The sequence below is a fragment of the Klebsiella variicola genome (assembly GCF_000828055.2).
In the GTDB taxonomy this organism is placed as follows: Bacteria; Pseudomonadota; Gammaproteobacteria; order Enterobacterales; family Enterobacteriaceae; genus Klebsiella; species Klebsiella variicola.
Genome location: NZ_CP010523.2, coordinates 1232939 through 1257609, shown reverse-complemented (window position 1 = coordinate 1257609; position 24671 = coordinate 1232939). Strand labels below are relative to the sequence as shown.

The 24671-nt window shown below is 56.0% G+C and carries 29 protein-coding genes, 1 other RNA gene and 1 other annotated feature; of the genes, 15 read left to right on the top strand and 15 right to left on the bottom strand.

Annotated features, from left to right (window positions below; translation table 11 throughout):
- Positions 1 to 122: 122 nt before the first annotated feature.
- Positions 123 to 854: a purine nucleoside phosphorylase YfiH gene (yfiH, locus tag SP68_RS06065; RefSeq protein WP_008806081.1), complete on the bottom strand. Its 732-nt coding sequence runs from the start codon at positions 852 to 854 to the stop codon at positions 123 to 125.
- Entirely contained in the window at positions 851 to 1831 is a 981-nt protein-coding gene (rluD, locus tag SP68_RS06060) for a 23S rRNA pseudouridine(1911/1915/1917) synthase RluD (RefSeq protein ID WP_012967426.1), read from the bottom strand. Before rluD ends, yfiH begins: the two co-directional genes overlap by 4 nt.
- Positions 1832 to 1962: 131 nt before the next feature.
- Here rluD and bamD point away from each other — a divergent pair, with 131 nt between their 5' ends.
- The 4 genes from bamD to pheA all read left to right on the top strand — a co-directional run bounded on the left by bamD (position 1963) and on the right by pheA (position 4722).
- Positions 1963 to 2700, top strand: a complete 738-nt coding sequence (bamD, locus tag SP68_RS06055) for an outer membrane protein assembly factor BamD (RefSeq protein WP_004145664.1) — start codon at positions 1963 to 1965, stop codon at positions 2698 to 2700.
- Positions 2701 to 2971: 271 nt separating this feature from the next.
- Positions 2972 to 3307 (top strand): ribosome-associated translation inhibitor RaiA, encoded by a 336-nt coding sequence (gene raiA / locus SP68_RS06050; protein ID WP_002914111.1) that lies wholly within the window; start codon positions 2972 to 2974, stop codon positions 3305 to 3307.
- Between the two features lie 105 nt (positions 3308 to 3412).
- Positions 3413 to 3537 (top strand) — a sequence feature (Phe leader region).
- A complete protein-coding gene (gene pheL / locus SP68_RS27720) occupies positions 3414 to 3461 on the top strand; it encodes a pheA operon leader peptide PheL (protein ID WP_100632159.1) in 48 nt (15 codons plus the stop codon). It overlaps the preceding feature by 48 nt.
- A 24-nt stretch (positions 3538 to 3561) precedes the next feature.
- Positions 3562 to 4722 (top strand): bifunctional chorismate mutase/prephenate dehydratase, encoded by a 1161-nt coding sequence (gene pheA / locus SP68_RS06045; protein WP_012540845.1) that lies wholly within the window; start codon positions 3562 to 3564, stop codon positions 4720 to 4722.
- Here pheA and SP68_RS06040 read toward each other — a convergent pair.
- From SP68_RS06040 to aroF, 3 genes are all read right to left on the bottom strand, one after another.
- Complete coding sequence (locus tag SP68_RS06040; protein ID WP_022064781.1) at positions 4719 to 5591, bottom strand: SMP-30/gluconolactonase/LRE family protein; 873 nt, start codon at positions 5589 to 5591, stop codon at positions 4719 to 4721. The two genes, pheA and SP68_RS06040, sit on opposite strands and share 4 nt — an antisense overlap.
- Positions 5592 to 5653: 62 nt before the next feature.
- On the bottom strand, positions 5654 to 6775 hold the full coding sequence (gene tyrA, locus SP68_RS06035) for a bifunctional chorismate mutase/prephenate dehydrogenase (RefSeq protein WP_008806085.1): 1122 nt from the start codon (positions 6773 to 6775) through the stop codon (positions 5654 to 5656).
- 9 nt (positions 6776 to 6784) lie between these two features.
- Positions 6785 to 7855: a 3-deoxy-7-phosphoheptulonate synthase AroF gene (aroF, locus tag SP68_RS06030; protein WP_022064802.1), complete on the bottom strand. Its 1071-nt coding sequence runs from the start codon at positions 7853 to 7855 to the stop codon at positions 6785 to 6787.
- 342 nt (positions 7856 to 8197) lie between these two features.
- On the opposite strand from aroF, the gene yfiR reads away from it, so the two are divergent.
- From yfiR to SP68_RS06015, 3 genes are read left to right on the top strand one after another with little or no spacing between them, the layout of a single operon-like run.
- On the top strand, positions 8198 to 8707 hold the full coding sequence (gene yfiR / locus SP68_RS06025) for a regulatory sequestration protein YfiR (RefSeq protein WP_022064801.1): 510 nt from the start codon (positions 8198 to 8200) through the stop codon (positions 8705 to 8707).
- Positions 8700 to 9923, top strand: a complete 1224-nt coding sequence (gene dgcN, locus SP68_RS06020) for a diguanylate cyclase DgcN/YfiN (protein ID WP_008806088.1) — start codon at positions 8700 to 8702, stop codon at positions 9921 to 9923. Before yfiR ends, dgcN begins: the two co-directional genes overlap by 8 nt.
- Positions 9924 to 9936: 13 nt before the next feature.
- On the top strand, positions 9937 to 10419 hold the full coding sequence (locus tag SP68_RS06015) for an OmpA family protein (RefSeq protein WP_008806089.1): 483 nt from the start codon (positions 9937 to 9939) through the stop codon (positions 10417 to 10419).
- 8 nt (positions 10420 to 10427) lie between these two features.
- Here SP68_RS06015 and SP68_RS06010 read toward each other — a convergent pair whose 3' ends face one another.
- The 7 genes from SP68_RS06010 to ffh all read right to left on the bottom strand — a co-directional run bounded on the left by SP68_RS06010 (position 10428) and on the right by ffh (position 16033).
- Complete coding sequence (locus SP68_RS06010) at positions 10428 to 11795, bottom strand: PepSY-associated TM helix domain-containing protein (protein WP_022064800.1); 1368 nt, start codon at positions 11793 to 11795, stop codon at positions 10428 to 10430.
- 56 nt (positions 11796 to 11851) lie between these two features.
- On the bottom strand, positions 11852 to 12310 hold the full coding sequence (locus tag SP68_RS06005; RefSeq protein ID WP_022064799.1) for a DUF2946 domain-containing protein: 459 nt from the start codon (positions 12308 to 12310) through the stop codon (positions 11852 to 11854).
- A 118-nt stretch (positions 12311 to 12428) separates the two neighbouring features.
- Positions 12429 to 12776 (bottom strand): 50S ribosomal protein L19, encoded by a 348-nt coding sequence (gene rplS, locus SP68_RS06000; RefSeq protein ID WP_002914145.1) that lies wholly within the window; start codon positions 12774 to 12776, stop codon positions 12429 to 12431.
- A 39-nt stretch (positions 12777 to 12815) separates the two neighbouring features.
- Positions 12816 to 13583: a tRNA (guanosine(37)-N1)-methyltransferase TrmD gene (trmD, locus tag SP68_RS05995; RefSeq protein WP_008806092.1), complete on the bottom strand. Its 768-nt coding sequence runs from the start codon at positions 13581 to 13583 to the stop codon at positions 12816 to 12818.
- Positions 13584 to 13614: 31 nt separating this feature from the next.
- Positions 13615 to 14163 carry a ribosome maturation factor RimM gene (gene rimM / locus SP68_RS05990; RefSeq protein ID WP_008806093.1) on the bottom strand — a complete coding sequence of 183 codons (549 nt, stop codon included), beginning with the start codon at positions 14161 to 14163 and terminating at the stop codon, positions 13615 to 13617.
- A gap of 18 nt (positions 14164 to 14181) precedes the next feature.
- Positions 14182 to 14430, bottom strand: coding sequence for a 30S ribosomal protein S16 (rpsP, locus tag SP68_RS05985; protein ID WP_012540839.1), 249 nt, complete (start codon positions 14428 to 14430; stop codon positions 14182 to 14184).
- Positions 14431 to 14668: 238 nt separating this feature from the next.
- The gene (gene ffh, locus SP68_RS05980; RefSeq protein WP_002914152.1) at positions 14669 to 16033 is read right to left on the bottom strand and encodes a signal recognition particle protein; all 1365 of its coding nucleotides are present in this window, start codon (positions 16031 to 16033) and stop codon (positions 14669 to 14671) included.
- A 163-nt stretch (positions 16034 to 16196) separates the two neighbouring features.
- Here ffh and SP68_RS05975 point away from each other — a divergent pair, with 163 nt between their 5' ends.
- A complete protein-coding gene (locus SP68_RS05975) occupies positions 16197 to 16988 on the top strand; it encodes a cytochrome C assembly family protein (protein ID WP_002914153.1) in 792 nt (263 codons plus the stop codon).
- 19 nt (positions 16989 to 17007) lie between these two features.
- Positions 17008 to 18294, top strand: coding sequence for an HlyC/CorC family transporter (locus SP68_RS05970; protein ID WP_012540838.1), 1287 nt, complete (start codon positions 17008 to 17010; stop codon positions 18292 to 18294).
- A gap of 120 nt (positions 18295 to 18414) precedes the next feature.
- On the opposite strand, the gene grpE is transcribed toward SP68_RS05970, so the two are convergent.
- Entirely contained in the window at positions 18415 to 19005 is a 591-nt protein-coding gene (gene grpE, locus SP68_RS05965; RefSeq protein WP_008806096.1) for a nucleotide exchange factor GrpE, read from the bottom strand.
- 124 nt (positions 19006 to 19129) lie between these two features.
- Between grpE and nadK the strand changes: the two genes are divergently transcribed.
- From nadK to bamE, 3 genes are all read left to right on the top strand, one after another.
- Positions 19130 to 20008 (top strand): NAD(+) kinase, encoded by an 879-nt coding sequence (gene nadK / locus SP68_RS05960; protein WP_002914158.1) that lies wholly within the window; start codon positions 19130 to 19132, stop codon positions 20006 to 20008.
- Between the two features lie 86 nt (positions 20009 to 20094).
- The gene (gene recN, locus SP68_RS05955; RefSeq protein ID WP_022066198.1) at positions 20095 to 21756 is read left to right on the top strand and encodes a DNA repair protein RecN; all 1662 of its coding nucleotides are present in this window, start codon (positions 20095 to 20097) and stop codon (positions 21754 to 21756) included.
- A 147-nt stretch (positions 21757 to 21903) separates the two neighbouring features.
- Positions 21904 to 22245 carry an outer membrane protein assembly factor BamE gene (gene bamE / locus SP68_RS05950; protein WP_008806098.1) on the top strand — a complete coding sequence of 114 codons (342 nt, stop codon included), beginning with the start codon at positions 21904 to 21906 and terminating at the stop codon, positions 22243 to 22245.
- A 69-nt stretch (positions 22246 to 22314) separates the two neighbouring features.
- Here the strand turns inward: bamE and SP68_RS05945 are convergent, their stop codons facing one another.
- The gene (locus SP68_RS05945; protein ID WP_004145682.1) at positions 22315 to 22605 is read right to left on the bottom strand and encodes an RnfH family protein; all 291 of its coding nucleotides are present in this window, start codon (positions 22603 to 22605) and stop codon (positions 22315 to 22317) included.
- Positions 22595 to 23032, bottom strand: a complete 438-nt coding sequence (locus SP68_RS05940; protein ID WP_008806099.1) for a type II toxin-antitoxin system RatA family toxin — start codon at positions 23030 to 23032, stop codon at positions 22595 to 22597. Before SP68_RS05940 ends, SP68_RS05945 begins: the two co-directional genes overlap by 11 nt.
- Before the next feature lie 149 nt (positions 23033 to 23181).
- Between SP68_RS05940 and smpB the strand changes: the two genes are divergently transcribed.
- The 3 genes from smpB (at position 23182) to SP68_RS05925 (ending at position 24645) form a co-directional block, all read left to right on the top strand.
- Positions 23182 to 23664 carry an SsrA-binding protein SmpB gene (gene smpB / locus SP68_RS05935; protein ID WP_002914164.1) on the top strand — a complete coding sequence of 161 codons (483 nt, stop codon included), beginning with the start codon at positions 23182 to 23184 and terminating at the stop codon, positions 23662 to 23664.
- Between the two features lie 144 nt (positions 23665 to 23808).
- Positions 23809 to 24171: a transfer-messenger RNA gene (ssrA, locus tag SP68_RS05930) on the top strand.
- Positions 24172 to 24267: 96 nt separating this feature from the next.
- Positions 24268 to 24645 carry a hypothetical protein gene (locus tag SP68_RS05925; RefSeq protein WP_040025415.1) on the top strand — a complete coding sequence of 126 codons (378 nt, stop codon included), beginning with the start codon at positions 24268 to 24270 and terminating at the stop codon, positions 24643 to 24645.
- The last annotated feature ends 26 nt before the right edge of the window (positions 24646 to 24671 follow it).

Below are 24671 nucleotides of genomic sequence, written 5' to 3'. Positions count from 1 at the left end.
CCCATAAACAGGTCAAATTTGCTACTGGAGATTAAATGAGGTCATCCCTCAATTATTCAAGGTTAAAGACCTGAACTATGCGAAAAATAAGTTTGCCTTCTGGATCGTCTTGATTCTCTAGGTTATATCAGCCAAATGAAACTTGCCATACGACCGGTGGTCTTGTCGCGTCGGTAAGAGAAAAAATCATCCTTTTCGCTTAGCGTGCAGCGATCGCCGCCGAAAATCTGCTCAACGCCGACGTTTGCCAGACGCTGCCGAGCCAGTTGATAGATATCAGCAAAATATTTCTCGCCTGCCGGACGAAAAGCCCGGTGCGCGTTCTCGTCTTTCGCCATAAAGGCATCCCGGACTTCCGGCCCCACCTCAAATGCCTGCGGACCAATGGCAGGGCCCAGCCACGCCATCATGTTTTCGGCTTTATCGGCGAAACGGGCAACCGTCTCTTCCAGAACCCCTTCGCATAAGCCGCGCCATCCCGCATGCGCCGCGGCGACTTCGGTGCCGTCGCGGTTACAGAACAGGACCGGCAGGCAGTCGGCGGTCATCACCGCACAGACGGTGCCTGGCGTACGACTATAAGAAGCATCTGCGCGTTTCGATGGATAGGGTCCGCCGTCCAGCGTCAGAACATCGGTGCCATGAACCTGCTCCAGCCAAACCGGGTAAGACGGCAAGCCACCGGCAGCAAACATCCGCCGCCGGTTTTCTTCAACATGCTGCAGATTGTCTCCGCAATGGGCGCCCAGGTTGAGCGAGTCATAGGGCGGCAGACTCACGCCGCCAATGCGGGTCGAACTACAGGCCGCCACGCTGCGGGGCATCGGCCACTGCGGTACAATCAGTTTAGTCATAACCAGTCAATATCGTCCTTATGGGCTTCAAAATCGGCACGCATCGCCTCGATGAGCTCGACCATATCCTGTGGGATGGGCGCGTGCCACTCCATTTCAATGCCAGTGATCGGGTGGTACAGACGCAGCATGGTGGCGTGCAGCGCCTGACGGTCGAATTTACGCAGCGCGGTGATGAACTCCTCCGACGCGCCCTTCGGCGGACGCGGCCGGCCGCCATATACCTGGTCACCCACCAGCGGATGGGTGATATGCGACATATGCACACGGATCTGGTGCGTACGACCGGTTTCCAGGCGCAGGCGCAGGCGGGTATGGATGCGGAAATGTTCCATAATGCGGTAGTGGGTCACCGCCGGTTTGCCCATCGGATGCACCGCCATATGGGTACGTTTCGTCGGATGACGACTGATCGGCTCTTCCACTGTGCCACCGGAAGTCATATGACCAATGGCCACCGCTTCATACTCGCGAGTGATCTCGCGCAGCTGCAACGACTCCACCAGCCGGGTTTGTGCCGGAATGGTTTTCGCCACCACCATCAGACCGGTGGTGTCCTTATCCAGACGGTGCACGATCCCCGCGCGCGGCACATCGGCAATCGGCGGATAGTAGTGCAGCAGCGCATTCAGCACAGTACCGTCAGGGTTGCCCGCGCCAGGATGCACAACCAGATCGCGCGGTTTGTTAATCACGAGGATGTCATCATCTTCGTAAACGATATTGAGCGGAATATCCTGCGGCTGGAAGCGCGCCTCTTCTTCGATTTCGACATCGATAGCGATGTGCTCTCCCCCCAGCACTTTTTCTTTCGGCTTATCGCCAATGCTGCCATTGACTAATACGCGTTGGTCCAGGATCCATTCTTTTATCCGCGATCGCGAATAATCAGGGAACAATTCGGCCAAAGCCTGATCTAAGCGTTGACCGAGTTGATTTTCGGTCACCGTTGCGGTGAGTTGTACTCGTTGTGCCATATACAGCTTCTTCGTTTAACGTTGGGTTTTACGGCTTTGCCGTTTAATATAGTGTGCTATTGTAGCTGGTCTTAATCGGGAGCAGGAACAGAGATTCTCCCGCATAAACATTTTGAGGAAGTCAAAACGTCATGACGCGCATGAAATACCTGGTGGCAGCCGCCACACTGAGCCTGGCTTTGGTGGGTTGCTCCGGCTCTAAGGAAGAGGTGCCTGATAATCCGCCGAATGAAATCTACGCGACCGCCCAGCAAAAACTGCAGGACGGTAACTGGAAACAGGCGATAACGCAACTGGAAGCGTTGGATAACCGTTATCCATTCGGCCCTTATTCCCAACAGGTACAGCTGGATCTGATTTATGCGTATTACAAAAACGCCGATCTGCCGCTGGCTCAGGCGGCCATCGATCGCTTCATGCGTTTGAACCCCACCCACCCGAATATCGATTACGTCATCTATATGCGCGGCCTGACCAACATGGCCCTGGATGACAGCGCCCTGCAGGGCTTCTTTGGTGTCGATCGCTCTGACCGCGATCCACAGCACGCGCGCGATGCCTTCAATGACTTCTCCAAACTGGTGCGTGGTTACCCGAACAGCCAGTACGCCACTGACGCCTATAAACGTATGGTGTTCCTGAAAGATCGCCTGGCCAAATATGAGCTGTCGGTCGTGGATTACTACACCGACCGTGGCGCATGGGTTGCCGTCGTGAACCGCGTGGAAGGTATGATGCGTAACTATCCGGATACCCAGGCCACCCGCGATGCCCTGCCGAAGATGGAAAACGCCTATCGTCAGATGCAAATGAACGCCCAGGCGGACAAAGTCGCGAAGATAATCGCCGCGAACAGCAAGAACACCTGAGTCTGATTCATGGATCGCAAACGGCAGCCAGTGGCTGCCGTTTTTTTATACTTTATCCCGTCAAGCTGAAGCGGTTTAGCGCCGGGTTAACTCATCAAATATGGCCTGCTTTACCGGGTTCGACAAGTAAAATCTCACTTCTTCCTGCCCTGTCTCACAAAATGAATTCGTTGACAAAAAGTGACAATAAAATGTGATTTAGATCACGCTTTTTGACATTGGGAAAGGTATGCTGGATTCACCAAGACGGGAAAGACAAGAGGTAAAATTTATGACAATGAACATTACCAGTAAACAAATGGAAATTACTCCGGCAATCCGCCAGCATGTCGCAGACCGTCTCGCCAAACTGGATAAGTGGCAAACTCATTTAATCAACCCGCACATCATTCTGTCTAAGGAGCCGCAGGGTTTTATCGCTGATGCAACCATCAATACGCCAAACGGTCATCTGGTTGCCAGTGCGCGTCATGAAGATATGTACGCCGCCATTAACGAATTGATCAACAAGCTGGAACGGCAGCTGAATAAAGTGCAACACAAAGGGGAAGCCCGCCGCGCCGCAACATCGGTGAAAGAGGCAGGCTTTGTGGAAGAAGAAGAGTAATCCTTAACTTAAGTTGTGTCATGCCACGCGCCTTCGGGCGCGTTTTTTATTGACAGAGTGAAAACAGTACAGGTACTGTAATCCCCACTACCTCAAGGAATTTACCATGAAACGTGTCCCGTTCTTCTTCGCATTCTTTTTTACCTTCCCCTGACCGGGAGGCAATTCGTCGTATAAGAAAGAATGCGAAGACGAACAATAAGGCCTCCCACCCGGGAGGCCTTTTTTATTTGATAACAACAAAGGCAACATCTATGACCGAGGAAAACCCATTACTGGCGCTGCGCGATAAGATAAGCGCACTGGACGAGAAACTGCTTGCTCTGCTGGCGGAGCGCCGCGGGCTGGCTGTTGAGGTTGGTAAAGCCAAACTGGCCTCCCACCGTCCAGTGCGTGATATTGACCGCGAACGCGATCTGCTGGAGCGTCTGATGACCATCGGCAAGCGCCATAATCTGGATGCGCACTACATCACCCGCCTGTTCCAGCTGATCATCGAAGACTCCGTCCTGACCCAACAAACCCTGCTGCAGCAGCATCTGAATAAAATTAATCCGCATTCGGCCCGCGTGGCCTTCCTTGGCCCTAAAGGCTCTTATTCGCATCTGGCGGCGCGTCAGTACGCCGCTCGCCATTTTGAGCAGTTTATTGAGAGCGGCTGCGCGAAGTTCGCCGATATTTTTAATCAGGTAGAGACCGGCCAGGCCGATTACGCCGTGGTGCCGATTGAAAACACCAGCTCTGGCGGGATCAACGACGTCTACGATCTGCTGCAGCACACCAGCCTGTCGATCGTTGGCGAGCTGACGATCCCTATCGATCATTGCGTGCTGGTTAGCACCTCGACGGATGCCGATAAAATTCAGACCGTCTACAGCCATCCGCAGCCGTTCCAGCAGTGCAGCCAGTATCTGAGCCGCTACCCGCACTGGAAGATTGAATATACCGAGAGCACCTCGGCGGCAATGGAAAAAGTGGCGCAGGCGAACTCCCCGGCCGTTGCGGCACTGGGCAGCGAAGCGGGTGGCGCCCTGTATAGCCTGCAGGTGCTGGAGCACTGCCAGGCCAACCAGACGCAGAACATCACGCGCTTCCTCGTCCTGGCGCGCAAAGCGGTGAACGTCTCCGATCAGGTTCCGGCCAAGACCACGCTGTTAATGGCGACCGGTCAGCAGGCGGGCGCCCTGGTGGAAGCCCTGCTGGTGCTGCGCAACCACAATCTGATCATGACCAAACTGGAATCTCGCCCGATCCACGGCAATCCCTGGGAAGAGATGTTTTATCTCGATATTCAGGCCAACCTGGACTCGCTGCCCATGCGCAAGGCATTAAAGGAGCTGGCGGAAATCACCCGCTCCATGAAGGTCCTCGGTTGCTACCCCAGCGAAAACGTGGTGCCAGTGGATCCGGTTTAACGTTCGCGGAACGGTAATTTCTTCATCCCTGCCACCGCAACCGGCAGGGTGAAGATGGCGCCTGACAGCGGGTACTTCGCCAGCTCATCGTCCTCCATGTTTTCCCGGGTTGTGGTGATATAGAGCGTTTTCATATCCGCCCCACCGAAGCAGACCATTGTCGGACAACGAACCGGCATCGGGTAAGTCTCCAGCTCCTCGCCCTGCGGCGAGAAACAAGCAATCCGCCAGCCGTCAAACATCGCGCTCCAGTAACAGCCCTCCACATCGATCGCCGCCCCGTCAGGGATGCCTTCGCCCGGCTGGAAACGGCGAAACACCTCGCGTCGTCCAGGCTCACCCTGTTCATCCAGCGGCGTACGGTAGATCACGGCGTTCGGCGTATCAGAGGTATACATCCAGCGCTGGTCGGCGCTAAACGCCAGACCGTTGGCGCCATGGATATCACACTGGATCACTTTCGGCTTCAGGTCATTATCGACTCGCATCAGCAGCGCGCCGTTGTAATCCCCCGGCCCCCAGAAGGTGCCGGCATAAAAACGCCCCTCGCGATCGGTCCCACCATCGTTAAACCGCGCCAGCTCCGGATTGCTCGGATTATCACAGACTTTCCGCCGCAGCAGGCCGTGGGCGTCGGTCAGCCAGATGCCACTGCGTAATGCAACGATAAATCCGCCCTTCTCACGCAGGGAGAAACAGCCGACCTCCTCCGGAAACTGCAGCACCTGGTGTTCGCCGCTGCGGGTATCGTAGCGGTGGATTTCACACTCCATGATATCGGCCCAGTAGAGGGCCTGTTCAGCCTCGCTCCAGGTCGGGCATTCCGGCAGGTATCCGGTGTAGTCAAACAGCGGTTGTGGTTCAGCCATCGTTGTCATCCCTATAAAAAAAGCCAGCGGTCGCTGGCTTTATTGTATACATCTTTTTCGCTTTACTGCCGATTATCGTTCGCCTGACGCAGCAGCGTGCGGCTCTCGCTCTGGAAACGCTGAGCGTAATCGCCAAACCAATGTTCGACTTTACGGAAGCTGTCGATAAACGCCTGCTTATCGCCCTGCTCCAGCAAGCCAATCGCTTCGCCGAAACGCTGGTAATAGCGCTTAATCAGCGCCAGGTTATTTTCCGATGACATAATAATGTCGGCGTACAGCTGCGGATCCTGGGCAAACAGGCGCCCCACCATCGCCAGCTCCAGCCGGTAAATAGGTGACGAAAGCGCCAGCAGTTGCTCAAGACGCACATTCTCTTCTGCCAGGTGCAGACCATAGGCGAAGGTGGCAAAGTGGCGCAGCGCCTGAATAAACGCCATGTTCTGATCGTGCTCAACGGCGCTGATGCGGTGCAGCCGCGCGCCCCAAACCTGAATTTGTTCGAGGAACCACTGATAGGCCTCCGGCTGGCGGCCATCACAATAGACCACCACCTGCTTCGCCAGGCTGCCGCTGTCCGGACCGAACATCGGGTGCAGGCCAAGAACCGGGCCCTGATGCGCTGCCAGCATCGCCTGCAGCGGCTCCGCTTTCACCGAGGCAAGGTCAACCAGAATGCAATCCGCCGGCAGCGGCGGCAGCCTGCCGATCGTCTCCACGGTGGTGTGAATCGGTACGCTGACGATGACCATGCCGGCATCGGCGACGATATCCGCCGCCCGGGCCCAATCGTCTTTTTCCAGAATACGCACCTGGTAGCCGGACAGCGTTAACATCTTCTCAAACAGACGCCCCATCTGCCCGCCGCCGCCGACGATGACCACCGGCCGCAGATTCGGGTGCAGGGTTTTGAAGCCTTTGTCGTTTTCGCTGGAATAGGATTCCCGCATCACGCGACGCAGAACATCCTCGATCAGATCCGGCGGTACGCCGAGCGCAGCCGCCTCTTCACGCCGGGAGGCGAGCATCGCCGCCTCGCGCTCCGGGACGTAAATCGGCAGACCATACTGGCTCTTCACCTCGCCGACTTCGGCCACCAGTTCCAGACGCTTAGCCAGCAGGCTAAGCAACGCTTTATCCACTTCATCAATTTGATCGCGTAACGCGGTCAGTTCAGCAACCATACTTTCCTCTTACACCAAACGGGCCGCCAGATGGCCGCGGAGATCCTTATCCAGTTCACGCAGCAGCGCATCGGTGGTTTCCCAGCTGATGCAGGCATCCGTCACCGAAACGCCGTATTTCATCGTCTCACGCGGCTGTTCAGAGGACTGATTGCCTTCGTGGATATTACTCTCGATCATCAGGCCGATAATGGAGCGGTTGCCATCTTTGATCTGTGCGACAACGGATTCAGCCACGGCTGGCTGGCGGCGGAAATCTTTATTGGAGTTCCCATGACTGCAATCTACCATCAGCGACGGTTTCAGTCCCGCCTGCGCCATCTCTTTTTCGCATTTCGCCACATCTTCCGGACCGTAGTTCGGCGCCTTACCGCCGCGCAGGATCACATGGCCGTTCGGATTACCCTGCGTTTGCAGCAGGCAGACCTGCCCGGCCTGGTTGATGCCGACGAAACGATGCGGCATCGCCGCGGCGCGCATGGCGTTGATGGCCGTCGCCAGACTACCGTCGGTACCGTTTTTAAAGCCGACCGGCATCGACAGGCCAGAGGCCATTTCGCGGTGCGTTTGTGATTCCGTGGTACGTGCGCCGATAGCAGACCAGCTGAACAGATCGCCAAGGTATTGCGGGCTGTTCGGATCCAGCGCTTCCGTCGCCAGCGGCAGTCCCATATTGACGAGCTCGACCAGCAGACGACGCGCAATCTTCAGGCCGCCTTCAACATCAAACGAACCATCCATGTGCGGATCGTTAATCAGCCCCTTCCAGCCGACAGTGGTACGGGGTTTTTCAAAGTAGACGCGCATCACCAGGTAGAGGCTATCGCTGACCTCTGCGGCAAGAGCTTTAAATCGACGAGCATATTCAATCGCGGCTTCCGGATCGTGGATCGAGCAAGGGCCGCAAACCACCAGCAGGCGCGGATCGCGGCCGGCGATAATATCGGAGATAGTCTCACGGGCATGCGCAATCTGCGCTTCCTGTTCAACGCTTAGCGGGAATTCCGCCTTCAGTTGCTCCGGGGTCATTAACACCTGTTCGTCGGTAATATGTACGTTATTCAGCGCGTCTTTTTGCATGATTGCGATCCTGTGTAGCTCGTTTGCGATAAAGGGTGCCTCAGCGGGCATGGCGTAACGATACCACACAAAGTAAAGAATTCAATCCATATTCCGTAAAATTTAATTTACACCAACAAATTAATTGCCACTTAACTCAACAAAATTCGTACAAAAATGTTTACACAACCAAAATTCACAGCAAACTTGCGCGCTATCGCGATCGCGATTACGAAAAATCCTGGTGAGATTTGTCCCAAAGCAAAGGGCGCATGTAATGACGGGTTTTGTTAACAGTGGTATTCTGCGCCGGGCATCGGCAGCGGCTTTTCCCGCGCTATGGCGAATTTGACGGAAGCGTTAATGACAGTATTACACCGTCTTTTATTGACTGTATTTTTTCTCATCGCGGTATCTCCTGTTTTTGCTGCCGGACCTTCAGAACATGTTCGCGCTATTGTTTCCGGGATCGTGACCTACACCCGTTGGCCGGCATTAACAGGGGCGCCGAAGCTGTGCATTTTTGCCTCATCACGCTTCACCCATAGCCTGGCTCATGAAGATCCGGATGCCTTGCCCTATCAACCGGTGATAGTACGTAATCGTGAAGAAGCGTTAAAAACAACCTGCGATGGTTTTTATTTTGGCAGCGAATCGCCGACCCAACAGTCGGAATTAACTCGCCGCTATGGCCCGAAGCCGCTTTTACTCATCGCAGAACAAAATACGGATTGCTCCATTGGTAGCGCGTTTTGCCTGATCATCAACGACGACAGGGTCCGCTTCTCCGTTAATCTGGACGTTCTGACGCACAGCGGGGTCCGGGTTAACCCGGACGTCCTGATGCTTGCCCGGAAAAAACCACATGAATAAGGACTTTTCACAGACCGCGCGCCCGACATTTAAACGCGCGCTTCGTCGAATTAGCGTGATAAGCGTGGTGATCTCCATGACGCTGGTCTGGCTGCTGCTAAGCACAGCCTCAATCTTCACGCTCAAGCAGTACGCGCAGAAAAATCTAGAGCTCACTGCCGCGACCATGGGTCGCAGCCTCGAAGCCGCCCTGGTGTTTGGCGATAGCGCGGCGGCGGAGGAGACCCTCGCTTCGCTGGGGAAGCAAGGGCAGATTTCCCAGGCGATTGTGCTCAACGGCCAGAAGCAGCACTTCGCCGCATGGCGCCATGAACCGCTGGCCAACAAAGAACAAGTGAGCGGCCTTATCAGTCAATGGCTGTTTCCGGAGCCCACGGTGCAGCCCATCTGGCACCAGGGCAAACAAATCGGCGAGCTGCGACTGACCGCGCTTGATGAACTGATCAGCCACTTTCTCGGTATCTCGATTCTGGTACTGACCGGCAGCATTCTGCTCGCCTCGTTCATTGCCCTGCTGCTGACCCACTCCCTGCACCGGGGGATCGTCACCGCCCTGCAGAGCATCACCGAGGTTGTGCACGATATTCGTGAAAACCGTCATTTCTCACGTCGGGTGCCCGAGGAGCGTATTGAGGAATTCCATCTTTTCGCCCAGGACTTTAACAGCCTGCTGGGGGAGATGGAGGACTGGCAGCGCCAGCTGCAGGCCAAGAATGCCCAGCTGTTGCGTAGCTCGCTACATGACCCGCTGACCGGCCTGGCTAACCGCGCCGCCTTTCGCAACGCGCTCGCCGAACTGATGAAGAACGAGGTGGATCACCAGACCTCGGCATTACTGTTTCTTGACGGCGATAACTTCAAGCTGATCAATGACAACTGGGGGCACGCGGCAGGCGATAAAGTGCTGACGGAGGTCGCCAGCCGCCTGATGGCCTTCGCCGGAAAACGCCATCTGGCATGGCGTCTCGGCGGCGATGAGTTTGCCGTTCTGCTGCGTGAGGTGCGCTCGGAAGCCGAAGTGCAGGCTCTGTGCCAGGCGCTGTCGGAACAATTTCTTCCGCCATTCAACCTGCACAATGGCCATAGCGCCACGCTCTCGCTGAGCGTCGGTTATGCCCTGGCGTGGGAGCACGCCACCGCGGAATCACTGCAAGAACTTGCCGATCAGAATATGTATCGCATGAAAAACCAACGTATCCAGCAGACGCTGAAATAATAAAGGACTCATTATGCTCAGAAAATATTTCGTCCCCGCCCTGATGGCGGCGGCGCTTTTGACAGGTTGCCAGGCTCCTCAGGGAAAATTTACCCCCGAGCAGGTGGCGGCGATGAAATCTTACGGCTTCACTGAAAGCAATGGCGATTGGTCCCTGGGCTTATCCGATAGCATCCTGTTTGACAAGAATGACTACCGACTACGTCCCGACAGCCGCCAGCAGATCACCACGATGGCCTCGCGGCTGGCGGCGACCGGGATCACCCATAGCCGCCTTGAAGGCCACACCGATAATTACGGTGAGGATAGCTATAACGAAGCCCTGTCGCTTAAGCGCGCCAATAGCGTAGCCGATGCCTGGGCGGAAGGCGCCCATGTCCCGCGCAGTCATTTAGTCACCCGCGGCCTTGGCAAGAAATACCCGATCGCCAGCAACGACACGGCGGCCGGGCGCGCTGAAAACCGCCGGGTCACGGTGGTCATCAGCACGCCGTAAGCCTTCGCTTAATCGCTGGACTTCGCCATCCTCATTGCCGTTGCCGCGCGCCAGCGCAGGTAGTCAACGGCAATGAACAGCACCAGACTTGCCCCCATCAATGGCATGGCCAGACCCAGGGCTAACGCTATCCCCAGTACCAGCCCACGGGCAGGCCAGGCGAGCGACAGCCATGCCTGCAGCAGCGAATGCGCCGGATCCCAGACCGCCTGAGGCGGACGGCGGATCCACCACAGCCGGTAGCCCACGCCGATGGTGACGCACAGCGCGCAGCCGAACCCTACCAGCAGCAACTGATTCGCCAGACCAAAGAGGACCCCCATGTGGAAATCGACGCCCCAGCGGGTGAGCTTCGCCATCAGCGGGAAGTCGGCGAACCGGGTGCGATCCACCACCTGCATCGTGGCGCCATCGATCGCCACCGCGTCCACCTGCGTCGGCCAGCGGCGGTCGATCTCATTTACCGTCCAGGCACGTTCCTTCGAAACCGGCGGACGGATCTCCAGCCGGCTGGCGTTCAGCCCCGCCTGACGGGCCACCGCCAGCACCAGGTCAAACTGCGCTGGCTGCAGCACTGACTGATGCTGCATGGCCATCCCGTCCATATGATGCCCGGCGTGGGGATCGTGCGCCATCGGCGCCTCACCGTGCAGCAGGGTATTCACCTGCGGCGTCCACCAGCCGAAAGCCGCCCGCATTTTATCCACATTACCGCCAGCCCATTGCGACCAGGTCAGGCCGGTGGCGGAGAAGAGCAGCATGCCCAGCAGTAAGCCCCAGCCCAGCGTCACGTGCAACCGACGATGATTCTGCAGGACGTTATTGATCCGCCGTTTTGGACGTGTCATCGCCCACAGGGCAATGCCACCCAGCGCGGCAACCCACATCCATGAGGCAGCCAGTTCGCTGTATAACCTCCCGCTGTCGCCCAGCAGCAGCGAACGATGCGCATAATCAATCCACTGGCGCAGCGGCAGGATGCCGCTGGTACCGTAGACCGTCATATCGCCCTTCACCCGTAGCGAGATCGGATCGACGAAAATGGCCCGGGATTCTGACTCGCCCAGGCTCGGGTCAACAAACATAATCCGGGTGGTCTCCCCCATCGCGGGGGCCGGCCGCACCGCCAGTAGCCGCAGATTACCCTGGGTCGCTTCTTCCGCCACTGCAATCTGGGCGCTGAGCGGCTGCGGGGCCCCGTCGGCAAGGCCATGCAGCGCGTCGTGATAGAGCCAGTTTTCCAGCTGCGGCGTCGCCACGTACAGCGTGCCGGTCAGGGCAGCGACAAAGATAAACGGCCCGATAAACAGTCCGATGTAAAAATGGAGGCGACGCAGCAGGTTTAACCATGCCGCGCGCGAGGTGCAGGTTGTCATACTCTTCCTTTTTTAAAGCAAAAGAGGTTATTGCGCCGTGCGCAGATTGATTTTTATTAAAGGGAAAAAGCAGACAGCCGCGGCGGGGCGCGGGTTTCAGGGTAGAGCCAGGGGAAGTAGTGCCAGTGTTTTAATACCGGGCGAGAAACCGGCAGGCGAATGCGCCGCAGGAGTATGGCGACGAACAGCGCCAGCGCGAAAAGCAGCCCCGGGACATGGGCTAACAGCACGCAATAGCCACACGCTTCGGCATGGTCCAGCGGCAGTTCGTGTCCGGTATGCATGGCGCCGTCTGTGCTATACATCATCGCCATCTCGTGGTCGGGCATTTGCGCCATGCTCGCGGACGAGCTGTCCATCATCATGGCGTGGTGCATGCCGGGCATGGCGCTCATGGGGTCTTTTTGCAGGGAGATGGAGATCAGGGGGGCCACGACGATCAACAGGATCGCCAACAGTGCCAGCCAGGCGGCTCGCCGTTTAGGTGTCGTTTGCTGGAAACTGTTGCTGACCACCGCCCCTCCGAATAGAGGGCGTATTGTAAATGATTTACATCACGATGGTTACAACAAAGATAAAAAAAGGGCCAGCCATCTGGCCAGCCCTTCTGTCAGGATGTCGCGAAAGCGAATCTTAGTTAAGACGCTCTTTGATACGAGCAGACTTACCAGTACGCTCACGCAGGTAGTACAGTTTAGCTTTACGTACAGCACCACGACGTTTAACAGCAATGCTGTCAACTACCGGAGAGTGAGTCTGGAAGACACGCTCAACGCCTTCGCCGTTGGAAATTTTGCGAACAGTGAATGCAGAGTGCAGACCGCGGTTACGAATAGCGATAACCACGCCCTCGAATGCCTGCAGACGTTTTTTGGAACCTTCAACAACCCATACTTTCACTTCCACGGTATCACCCGGACGGAAGGAAGGTACGTCCTGCTTCATCTGTTCTTGTTCAAGTTGCTTAATAATGTTGCTCATAATTTAATCTCTTATCCTGGGTAAACTGATATTGGGGGCTCACGCCTGCCCATCATGTTTATGCTGCTGTTGCGCGTGTTCGCTTTTGAACTGCGCCAGCAACTTTGCTTGCTCTTCAGTCAGAGCCAGGTTTTCCAGAAGTTCAGGTCTTCTAAGCCAGGTGCGGCCCAGCGACTGCTTCAGACGCCAGCGACGTATCTCAGCATGGTTTCCCGACAGCAATACTGGCGGTACTTCCATCTCTTCTAACACTTCAGGACGGGTATAGTGCGGGCAATCCAGCAACCCATCAGCAAAGGAATCTTCCGTTGCCGAAGCTTCATGGCCCAGTACTCCCGGAATGAACCGGGAAACGGAGTCAATCAGCGTCATTGCCGGTAACTCACCACCGCTGAGAACGTAATCGCCGATTGACCATTCTTCGTCAATTTCGGTTTGGATTACGCGCTCGTCTATCCCTTCGTAGCGACCGCACACCAGAATCAGTTTCTGATTCGTTGCCAGTTCGCTGACGCCCGCTTGATCAAGCTTGCGTCCCTGAGGTGACAGATAAATCACCTTCGCGCCTTCACCTGCCGCGGCTTTTGCTGCATGAATAGCATCCCGTAAAGGTTGCACCATCATTAGCATCCCCGGTCCGCCGCCGTAAGGACGATCGTCCACGGTACGGTGCCGGTCATGAGCGAAGTCGCGAGGACTCCAGCTTTCGATGCTCAGCAGGCCATTTTTTACTGCCCGGCCAGTTACCCCGTAATCGGTAATTGCGCGGAACATTTCAGGAAACAGGCTAATTATGCCAATCCACATAGCGCCGTCTTTTACCGTTTATCCGGAGAATTTAAAAACCAGGATCCCAATCTACTTCGATAGTACGCGTAGTGAGATCGACTTTCTTGATAACCTGCCCATCGAGGAACGGAACCAACCGCTCCTTGATGCCAAATGCATCTTTCAGGTTTGCCTTGATGACGAGTACGTCATTAGACCCGGTTTCCATCATATCAATGACTTTACCGAGGCTATAGCCTTCCGTTGTCACTACCTGGCAGCCCATCAGGTCTTTCCAGTAGTAGTCACCCTCTTCCAGCTCCGGCAACTGCGATGAATCCACGATAATTTCGCAATTAGTCAGTAGATTCGCGGCATCACGATCGTCAACGCCTTTCAGCTTGATGATGATGTCCTGATTGTGGTGGCGCCAGCCTTCCAGCTCAACAACCTGCCACTGACCCGCCTTCTGGATTAACCAGGGCTGATAGTCAAAAATGCTTTCGGCGTCTTCGGTGGAGGAAAACACTCTGAGCCAACCACGGATACCGTAGGAAGAACCCATTTTCCCCAATACGATCGGATCAACAGGTGCTTGTGCGGTGTGTTGCTTGCTCATCATGACCACCGTGACAGATTAAGCTGCTTTGTTAGCGGCTTTGATCAGCGCGGCAACGCGATCGGAAACAGTAGCGCCCAGGCCAACCCAGTGAGCGATACGATCCAGATCCAGGCGAGTTTCTTCTTCCGCGCCGCTAGCGATCGGGTTGAAGAAACCAACGCGCTCGATGAAGCGACCGTTGCGTGCATTACGGCTGTCGGTGACAACAACCTGGTAGAACGGACGCTTTTTAGCGCCGTGACGTGCTAAACGAATAGTTACCATAACATCCTCTTGTGTGAATAAAACAACCGGGCCCCATCGAGGAACGGAGCCCGGTGTCATATTAAAAGCCCGAAAATTTTACTGATTTCTGTGCAAAAATCAATTCAAAACTATATACGCTAAATAATTCGAGTTGCAGGAAGGCGGCAAGTGAGTAAATCCCCGGGAGCGTACACAAGTACGTGACCGGGGTGAACGAACGCAGCCAACGCATCTGCGGCTTGAATTATGACGCGTATTAGCGGCCCGGGAAGCCTGGCGGCATCATCCCTTTCATCCCGCGCATCATCTTCATCATGCCGCCTTTCGACTTCATCTTCTTCATCATGCGCTGCATGTCGTCGAACTGCTTGAGCAGACGGTTCACATCCTGCACCTGCATCCCGCAGCCGGCGGCGATACGGCGCTTACGTGAACCTTTGATGATTTCCGGTTTGGCGCGCTCTTTCAGGGTCATCGAGTTGATGATGGCTTCCATACGCACCAGCACTTTGTCGTCCATCTGCGCTTTCACGTTGTCCGGGATCTGGCCCATACCCGGCAGCTTGCCCATCAGGCTGGCCATGCCGCCCATGTTTTTCATCTGACGCAGCTGCTCAAGGAAGTCCGTCAGATCGAAACCGTCGCCTTTCTTCAGTTTGGAGGCCAGCTTCTCGGCCTGCGCGCGGTCAACTTTGCTCTCGATATCTTCGATCAGCGACAGCACGTCGCCCATGCCGAGGATGCGGGAAGCGACGCGGTCCGGATGGAACGGCTCCAGCGCTTCGGTTTTCTCGCCGACGCCGAGGAATTTAATCGGTTTGCCGGTAATATGGCGAATCGACAGCGCCGCGCCGCCGCGGGCGTCGCCGTCCACTTTAGTCAGCACCACGCCGGTCAGCGGCAGCGCTTCGTTAAAGGCCTTCGCGGTATTCGCCGCATCCTGACCGGTCATCGCATCGACGACGAACAGGGTTTCAACCGGGTTAATGGCGGCGTGGACGTGCTTGATTTCGTCCATCATCGCTTCGTCAACGTGCAGACGACCGGCGGTATCCACCAGCAGCACGTCGTAGAATTTGAGTTTCGCTTCTTTCAGCGCCGCGTTGACGATATCAACCGGCTTCTGGCCGACGTCAGACGGGAAGAAATCGACGCCGACCTGCTCGGCCAGGGTTTCCAGCTGTTTGATCGCCGCCGGGCGGTAAACGTCCGCGGAAACGACCAGCACTTTCTTCTTGTGCTTCTCGCGCAGGAATTTCCCCAGCTTACCGACGCTGGTCGTTTTACCGGCACCCTGCAGACCCGCCATCAGCACCACGGCCGGCGGCTGCGCGGCCAGGTCGAGCGTCTGGTTCTCTTCGCCCATCGCCGCCACCAGCTCGTTGCGGACGATTTTGACGAACTCCTGACCCGGGGTCAGGCTTTTATTGACTTCATGGCCGACCGCGCTCTCTTTCACGCGGCTGATGAAATCACGAACCACCGGAAGCGCAACGTCCGCTTCCAGCAGCGCCATGCGCACTTCGCGCAGGGTGTCTTTAATATTGTCTTCTGTAAGGCGTCCGCGGCCGCTAATGTTGCGCAGCGTACGCGACAAACGATCGGTTAAATTATCAAACATTGTCTCTCGCCTGAGGTGGAAACGGTCGGTCGCCGCAGCGACACACAAAACGAATGTGGCGGAGTATAACACGACATCAATCTGAATGTGCTGCAACGGTTGGAGCAGAGGCCTGCTGACGTTATACTGCTTCTCTTTCTTATTTAGCCAACAGCCGACACCTATGCCTGTTTTTGCTCTACTCGCCCTTGTCGCCTACTCCGTCAGCCTCGCGCTGATTATCCCCGGCTTGCTGCAAAAAAACAGCAGCTGGCGGCGAATGGCGATTTTATCTGCGACTATCGCGTTGATCTGCCATGCTTTTGCGCTGGAAGCACGGATATTCCCCGGCGGCGAGAGCGGGCAAAACCTCAGCTTACTGAACGTCGGGTCGCTGGTCAGCCTGATGATCTGTACGGTGATGACTATCGTGGCCTCGCGCAATCGCGGCTGGCTGCTGTTGCCTATCGTCTATGCCTTCGCGCTGATCAATCTGGCCTTCGCCACTTTCGTGCCTAACGAATATATCACCCACCTGGAAACCACCCCGGGGATGCTGGTGCATATCGGCCTGTCGCTCTTCTCGTACGCCACGCTGATCATCGCCGCGCTGTATGCGCTGCAGCTGGCGTGGATCGACTACCAGTTAAAGAATAAAAAGCTGGCCTTCAGCAGCGAAATGCCGCCGCTGATGAGCATCGAGCGCAAAATGTTCCACATCACTCAGGTCGGCGTGGTGCTACTGACCCTGACGCTGTGCAGCGGCCTGTTCTATATGCACAATCTGTTCAGCAGCGAAAACATTGATAAAGCGGTGCTGTCGATTATTGCGTGGTTCGTCTATATCGTTCTGCTGTGGGGCCACTATCATGAAGGGTGGCGCGGACGTCGCGTGGTCTGGTTCAGCGTCGCTGGCGCCGGTCTGCTGACGCTGGCCTATTTTGGTAGCCGCGTGCTGCAGCAGTTCGTGAGCTAAGTCTTTTAAGGAATCCTACGTGGAACATATCTCCACCACCACGCTGATCATAACGCTGATCGTCATGGTGATTATCTCTGCCTATTTCTCCGGCTCCGAAACCGGCATGATGACGCTGAACCGCTATCGGCTGCGTCATATGGCGAAACAAGGCAACCGCCCCGCCAAGCGCGTGGAGAAGCTGCTGCGCAAGCCGGACCGCCTGATTAGCCTCGTGCTCATCGGCAATAACCTCGTCAACATTCTCGCCTCGGCGCTGGGCACCATCGTCGGCATGCGCCTGTACGGCGACGCCGGCGTCGCGATCGCCACTGGCGTGCTCACCTTTGTGGTACTGGTATTTGCCGAGGTACTGCCGAAGACCATCGCCGCGCTCTATCCGGAAAAGGTCGCCTACCCCAGCAGCTTCCTGCTGGCGCCCCTGCAGGTGCTGATGATGCCGCTGGTGTGGCTGCTGAATACCATCACCCGCATGCTGATGCGCATGATGGGCATCCGCACCGATACCGTCATCAGCAGTGCTTTGAGCAAAGATGAACTGCGCACGATTGTGAATGAATCCCGTTCACAAATCTCCCGGCGCAACCAGGATATGCTGCTGTCGGTCCTGGATCTGGAAAAAGTCAGCGTTAACGACATCATGGTGCCGCGCAATGAGATTGTCGGCATCGACATCAATGATGACTGGAAATCTATCGTCCGCCAGCTGACCCACTCGCCGCATGGCCGCATCGTGCTCTACCGCGATTCACTGGACGATGCCATCAGCATGCTGCGCGTTCGCGAAGCCTACCGTCTGATGACGGAGAAGAAAGAGTTCACAAAAGAGATCATGCTGCGGGCGGCAGATGAGATCTACTTTGTTCCGGAAGGGACGCCGCTCAGCACCCAGCTGGTGAAATTTCAGCGCAATAAAAAGAAAGTCGGTCTGGTGGTCGATGAATACGGCGATATTCAGGGGCTGGTCACCGTAGAAGATATTCTTGAAGAGATTGTCGGCGACTTCACCACTTCCATGTCACCCACCCTGGCGGAGGAAGTGACCCCGCTTAACGACGGCACGGTGATTATCGACGGCAGCGCCAACGTTCGCGAAATCAACAAAGCGTTTAACTGGCACCTGCCGGAAGATGAAGCGCGCACCGTCAACGGTATCATCCTCGAAGCGCTGGAAGAGATCCCGGTCCCGGGCACCCGCGTGCGCATTGAGCAGTACGATATAGATATCCTCGACGTGCAGGACAACATGATCAAACAGGTGAAAGTGATGCCGGTGAAATCATTACGCGAGAGCGTCGCGGAGTAGCGCGAGCGAAGGAATTAACATCACGGTGGGCTGCGGCCCGCCGTTTTTTTATCTCGCGCCGGGAGCGGTGGCATAAAAAAACGGCCGCCCGCGGGCAGCCGTTGAGCAATGCAGCAGACGTTATTTCGCTTTCGCTACCGTCACCATCGCGGCGCGAATAGTACGGCCGTTCAGGGTATAACCTTTCTGCATCACGGCCAGCACGTTGCCCGCCGCCACGTCTTCAGATTCGACCATCGCAATGGCCTGGTGGACGTTCGGATCCAGCGGAACGTTGGTGTCGGCGATCACTTCCACGCCGAACTTACGCACCACGTCCAGCATGGATTTCAGGGTCAGTTCGATCCCTTCCACCATCGGCGCCAGGTCCGGATTAGCCTTGTCGGCCACTTCCAGCGCGCGGTCCAGGCTGTCGATCACCGGCAGCAGTTCATTGACGAATTTTTCCAGCGCGAATTTGTGCGCTTTCTCGATATCCTGCTCGGTACGGCGACGCAGGTTATCTTCGTCGGCTTTGGCACGCAGCATCACTTCACGTTCACGTTTCTGCGCTTCAGCCAGCTGGGCTTCCAGATTCGCAATTTTTTCATCGCGCGGATCCACCTGCTCAGCCGAAACTTCAGGCTCTACTGCCTCAACGTCGTCGTGCTGCTCCGTGATAATTTCTTCCGGGGCTTGCCCCTCAGGCGTTTTCTGTTCTTTACTACTCATGAATTTCTCCGCGTTTTTTTCGCATTCATCTCGCTAACTTCGCTTATTATGGGGATCAGTTTCCGGGTTTCAAGGGAAGCGGACAGATTGTCACTATTTCATTTAACGCAAGGACATCCAGATCATGAAGAACCATTTCAAGTGTATCGGCATTGTGGGACATCCTCGTCACCCCACCGCCCTGACCACACATGAAATGCTCTGGCGCTGGCTGTGCAGCAAAGGGTATGAAGTGCTGGTTGAACAGCAGATCGCCCATGAACTTCAGCTCAGCAACGTGAAAACCGGCACGCTGGCGGAGATTGGCCAACAGGCCGACCTCGCGGTGGTGGTGGGCGGCGACGGCAATATGCTCGGCGCGGCGCGGACCCTGGCCCGTTACGACATTAACGTCATCGGCATTAACCGCGGCAACCTCGGCTTTCTCACCGACCTTGACCCGGACAACGCCCTGCAGCAGCTCGCCGACGTGCTGGAAGGCCACTACATCGCCGAGAAACGCTTTCTGCTGGAGGCCCAGGTGTGCCAGCAGGATTGCCAGAAACGCATCAGCACCGCCATCAACGAAGTGGTGCTGCACCCCGGCAAAGTGGCGCATATGATTGAGTTCGAAGTCTATATCGACGAAGTCTTTGCGTTCTCTCAGCGCTCTGATGGCCTGATAATCTCCACCCCGACCGGCTCCACCGCCTATTCGCTGTCGGCCGGCGGCCCGATCCTCACCCCGTCGCTGGACGCTATCACCCTGGTGCCGATGTTCCCGCACACCCTTTCAGCGCGACCGCTGGTGATCAACGGCGACAGCACCATTCGCCTGCGCTTCTCTCATCGCTGCAGCGATCTGGAGATCAGCTGCGACAGCCAGATTGCCCTGCCGATCCAGGATGGCGAAGACGTTCTCATTCGCCGCTGTGATTATCACCTCAATCTGATTCACCCTAAAGATTACAGCTATTTCAATACATTAAGCACCAAGCTCGGCTGGTCGAAAAAATTGTTCTGATTTACATCGCTGCCTCTTTACTGGATAAAAAACCAGTCTATACTGTACGAAAACACAGTATTGGTTTTTCATACAGGAAGGCAGCTATGTTGGCGCAACTCACCATCAGTAATTTTGCTATCGTTCGTGAACTGGAAATTGATTTCCACAGCGGCATGACCGCCATCACCGGGGAAACCGGCGCCGGGAAATCCATTGCCATCGACGCGCTGGGGCTGTGCCTCGGCGGCAGAGCGGAAGCCGACATGGTGCGTCGCGGCGCCACCCGCGCCGACCTGTGCGCGCGCTTCGCGCTGAAAGATACTCCGGCCGCCCAGCGCTGGCTGGAAGAGAACCAGCTGGAGAGCGGACGTGAGTGTTTACTTCGTCGGGTGATCAGCGCTGACGGCCGCTCTCGCGGCTTTATCAACGGCACCGCCGTCCCGCTCTCGCAGCTGCGCGAGCTGGGCCAGCTGCTGATCCAGATCCACGGCCAGCATGCGCACCAGCTGTTGACCAAACCCGAACACCAGAAAACGCTGCTCGACGGCTATACCGGTGAGTATGCGCTCACTCAGCGCATGGCCGAGCATTACCGCCAGTGGCACCAGAGTTGCCGCGAGCTGGCCCTGCACCAGCAGCAGAGCCAGGAGCGCGCCGCCCGCGCCGATCTGCTGCAGTATCAGCTTAAAGAGCTGAACGAATTTAACCCGCTGCCGGGAGAATTCGAGCAGATTGACGAAGAGTACAAGCGCCTGGCCAACAGCGGCCAGCTGCTCAGCACCTGCCAGCACGCCCTGACGGTACTGGCGGACGGCGAAGAGGCCAATCTGCAGAGCCAGCTTTATACCGCGAAGCAGCTGGTCAGCGAGCTGGTGGGTATGGACAGCAAGCTTTCCGGCGTGCTGGATATGCTGGAAGAGGCGGCCATTCAGCTCAGCGAGGCCAGCGACGAGCTGCGCCACTATCACGACCGTCTGGATCTCGATCCGAACCGTCTGTTCGAACTTGAGCAGCGGATTTCCCGGCAAATCGCGCTGGCGCGTAAACACCAGGTAATGCCGGAAGAGCTGCCGGTGGTTTATCAGGCGATGCTGGAAGAGCAGCGCCTGCTGGACGATAGCGCCGGCTCGCTGGAATCCCTCAGCCAGCAGGTAGTCGAACATCATCAGCTGGCGCTGGAGACCGCACGTCAGCTGCACGCCCTGCGCCAGGCCAGCGCCGACGAGCTGACCCAGCTTATCACCGAGAGTATGCACTCACTTTCGATGCCCCACGGGATCTTCGCGATTGAGGTCGCTTTCGATGAACGCCATCTCACCGCCGACGGCGCCGATCATATTGAGTTCCGCGTCACCACTAACCCCGGTCAGCCGCTGCAGCCGATCGCGAAAGTTGCCTCCGGCGGCGAACTGTCGCGTATTGCGCTGGCGATTCAGGTGATCACCGCGCGTAAAATGGAAACCCCGGCGCTGATCTTCGACGAAGTAGACGTCGGCATCAGCGGCCCGACCGCCGCCGTGGTCGGCAAGCTGCTGCGTCAGCTGGGCGAGTCCACGCAGGTGATGTGTGTGACCCACCTGCCGCAGGTTGCGGGCTGCGGCCACCATCATTTCTTTGTCTGCAAAGAGACCGATGGCGAGATGACCGAAACCCATATGCAGCCGCTGGATAAGCGCGCTCGTCTGCAGGAGCTGGCTCGCCTGCTGGGCGGCAGCGAGGTCACGCGCAACACCCTGGCGAACGCGAAAGAGTTGCTTGCGGCGTAAACTTTTTGATTTTCACAGGGTCATAGTGAACAGCAAATTGCCTGCTGACCTGCAGCCGGAGGTTTCCATCGGCGCGAAGGTCTATTATTATCGGCATATTACAGATGAGCCACGTACTGCTCGGGCCCAAAAAGGAATCAAATCACTATGCGCTGTAAAACGCTGACTGCTGCCGCAGCGGTTCTTCTTATGTTGACCGCAGGCTGTTCCACTCTGGAACGAGTGGTTTACCGTCCTGACATCAACCAGGGTAACTATCTGGCCCCTAACGATGTAGCAAAAATTCGTGTCGGTATGACGCAACAGCAGGTTGCTTATGCTCTCGGAACGCCAATGATGTCGGATCCGTTCGGCACCAACACCTGGTTCTATGTATTCCGTCAGGAGCCGGGCCACGAGAAAGTGACTCAGCAGACCCTGACCCTGACCTTCAACAGCGGCGGCGTGTTGACCAACATTGATAACAAGCCCGCGCTGACCAGTCAGTAAGGCCCGGAAAAGCAAAAAGCGCTCAGTGAGCGCTTTTTTTATGGCTGATAGCCGGTCTGCTGCTGTGGGTTACTTCGCAGCGCTTTTCTCTGCCCGCTGGCGACGCAGTTCTTTCGGGTCTGCGATCAGCGGGCGATAGATTTCGACCCGGTCGCCGTCGTGAACTTCGTCATGCAGCTTAACCGGACGACTGTAGATACCCAGCTTGTTCTTCGCCAGATCGATATCATCACGCAAGGCCAATAGCCCGCTGGCGATAATCGCCTGCTCGACCGTCGCTCCCTCATCCAGGGTGACTCGCTGCAAATACTGCTTTTCAGGCAGCGCGTAGGCGACTTCAACACGAATATTAGCTGGCACTGTAGACCTCTTTGGCGCGCGAAGTGAACGCCTGCACCATGTTGGCGGCCAGCTCTTTGAAGACCCGGCCAAAGGCCATCTCAATCAGCTTATTGGTAAACTCAAAATCGAGATGGAACTCGATTTTGCACGCCTCGGGGCTCAGCGGAATAAACTTCCAGCCGCCAATCAGTTTCTTGAACGGGCCATCCACCAGGCTCATCAAAATGCTCTGGTTGCTGGTCAGTGTATTCCGGGTCGTGAAGGTCTTACTGATGCCGGCTTTGGACACATCAACCGCCGCCGTCATTTGCGTCGGCCCGAATTCCAGCACGCGGCTACCGGTGCAGCCTGGCAGAAAATCAGGATAGGACTTCACATCGTTTACCAGTTGATACATCTGTTCCGCGCTGAAAGGCACCAGCGCAGTACGGCTAATCTGAGGCATAGCAGGTTCCACATTTAAACACAGTGCAAATAATATCATTTATCTGCTGCTAAAAAAAACGCTGTGCCGCAACTCGTGCTAAGATGCGCAGTACACCTCGCAGGATGCGATCGAGGTAACTGTGTATAAGACGATGACTTCAGGACATTATGACTAAGAAAAAAGCCCACAAACCTGGATCAGCCACCATTGCGCTGAATAAACGCGCCCGTCACGAATACTTTATCGAAGATGAATACGAGGCTGGTCTCGCCCTGCAGGGCTGGGAAGTCAAATCCCTGCGTGCAGGCAAAGCCAACATCGGCGATAGCTATGTCATCCTGAAGGATGGCGAAGCCTTCCTGTTCGGCGCCAACTTTACGCCCATGGCCGTGGCTTCCACCCACTATGTGTGCGACCCGACGCGCACTCGTAAGCTGCTGCTTAACCAGCGCGAACTCGACACGCTGTACGGCCGCATTAACCGCGAAGGTTATACCGTTGTCGCCCTGTCGCTGTACTGGAAGAACGCCTGGTGCAAAGTGAAAATCGGCGTCGCCAAAGGTAAGAAACAACACGACAAGCGTACCGATCTGAAAGATCGTGAATGGGCGCTGGATAAGGCGCGTATTATGAAGCACGCCGGACGTTAATTTCCCCTCCCCGAGGGCCAGCTCTCGCTGGCCCTTACGCTATATCCTTGTTGATGCTGCTTTTTCGTCCACCCTGCTGAAATAATCCTGCGTGATGGGGCTGGTAACGACATTCACAAATCTGTTATACTTGACCTACACATTGGGGCTGATTCTGGATTCGACGGGATTTGCGAAACCCAAGGTGCATGCCGAGGGGCGGTTGGCCTCGTAAAAAGCCGCAAAAAATAGTCGCAAACGACGAAAACTACGCTTTAGCAGCTTAATAACCTGCTCTGAGCCCTCTCTCCCTAGCTTCCGCTCTTAAGACGGGGATCAAAGAGAGGTCAAACCCAAAAGAGATCGCGTGGATGCCCTGCCTGGGGTTGAAGCGTTAAATCTAATCAGGCTAGTTTGTTAGTGGCGTGTCTGTCCGCAGCTGGCAAGCGAATGTAAAGACTGACTAAGCATGTAGTGCCGAGGATGTAGGAATTTCGGACGCGGGTTCAACTCCCGCCAGCTCCACCAAATAAAACAAGGGGTTACGTGAAAGCGTAGCCCCTTTTTTTTGGACCGTGGCGGCAAAATGGCGGCAGACATTTAACCATGCAAAGGACTACTGATATGAAAAAATCTCTTTTGATGCTGTTACTCTTGGCTTCATGTAACGCTTTCGCCGACAAGATCCCGGACTCGATAGAAAATTTAATTGCTGTATTTGACACAAGGACGCATAGCCTGGAACGTGGGGTACTCTCGATCAAATACAGCAAACAGAAGTTGCACATTGATGCAGCTGATGCAATGTTTAATGGTATTTGCACTGACCTATCCATGCACAAATGGAAACCCGAAACAATCAAGAAGATAAGACTGCTTAACGTCTCTCTCGACCAGGGTTTTGAGATAGATGCTGGCGGTATTGAATGCCAAAAAGCAGGAGCAATGCAATTTGATGAGGCACAGGCTTACAGGCAAAGTTTTATAAAACCCATTCCGTAAACCCCTTTGGTATACAGGTCGTTGGA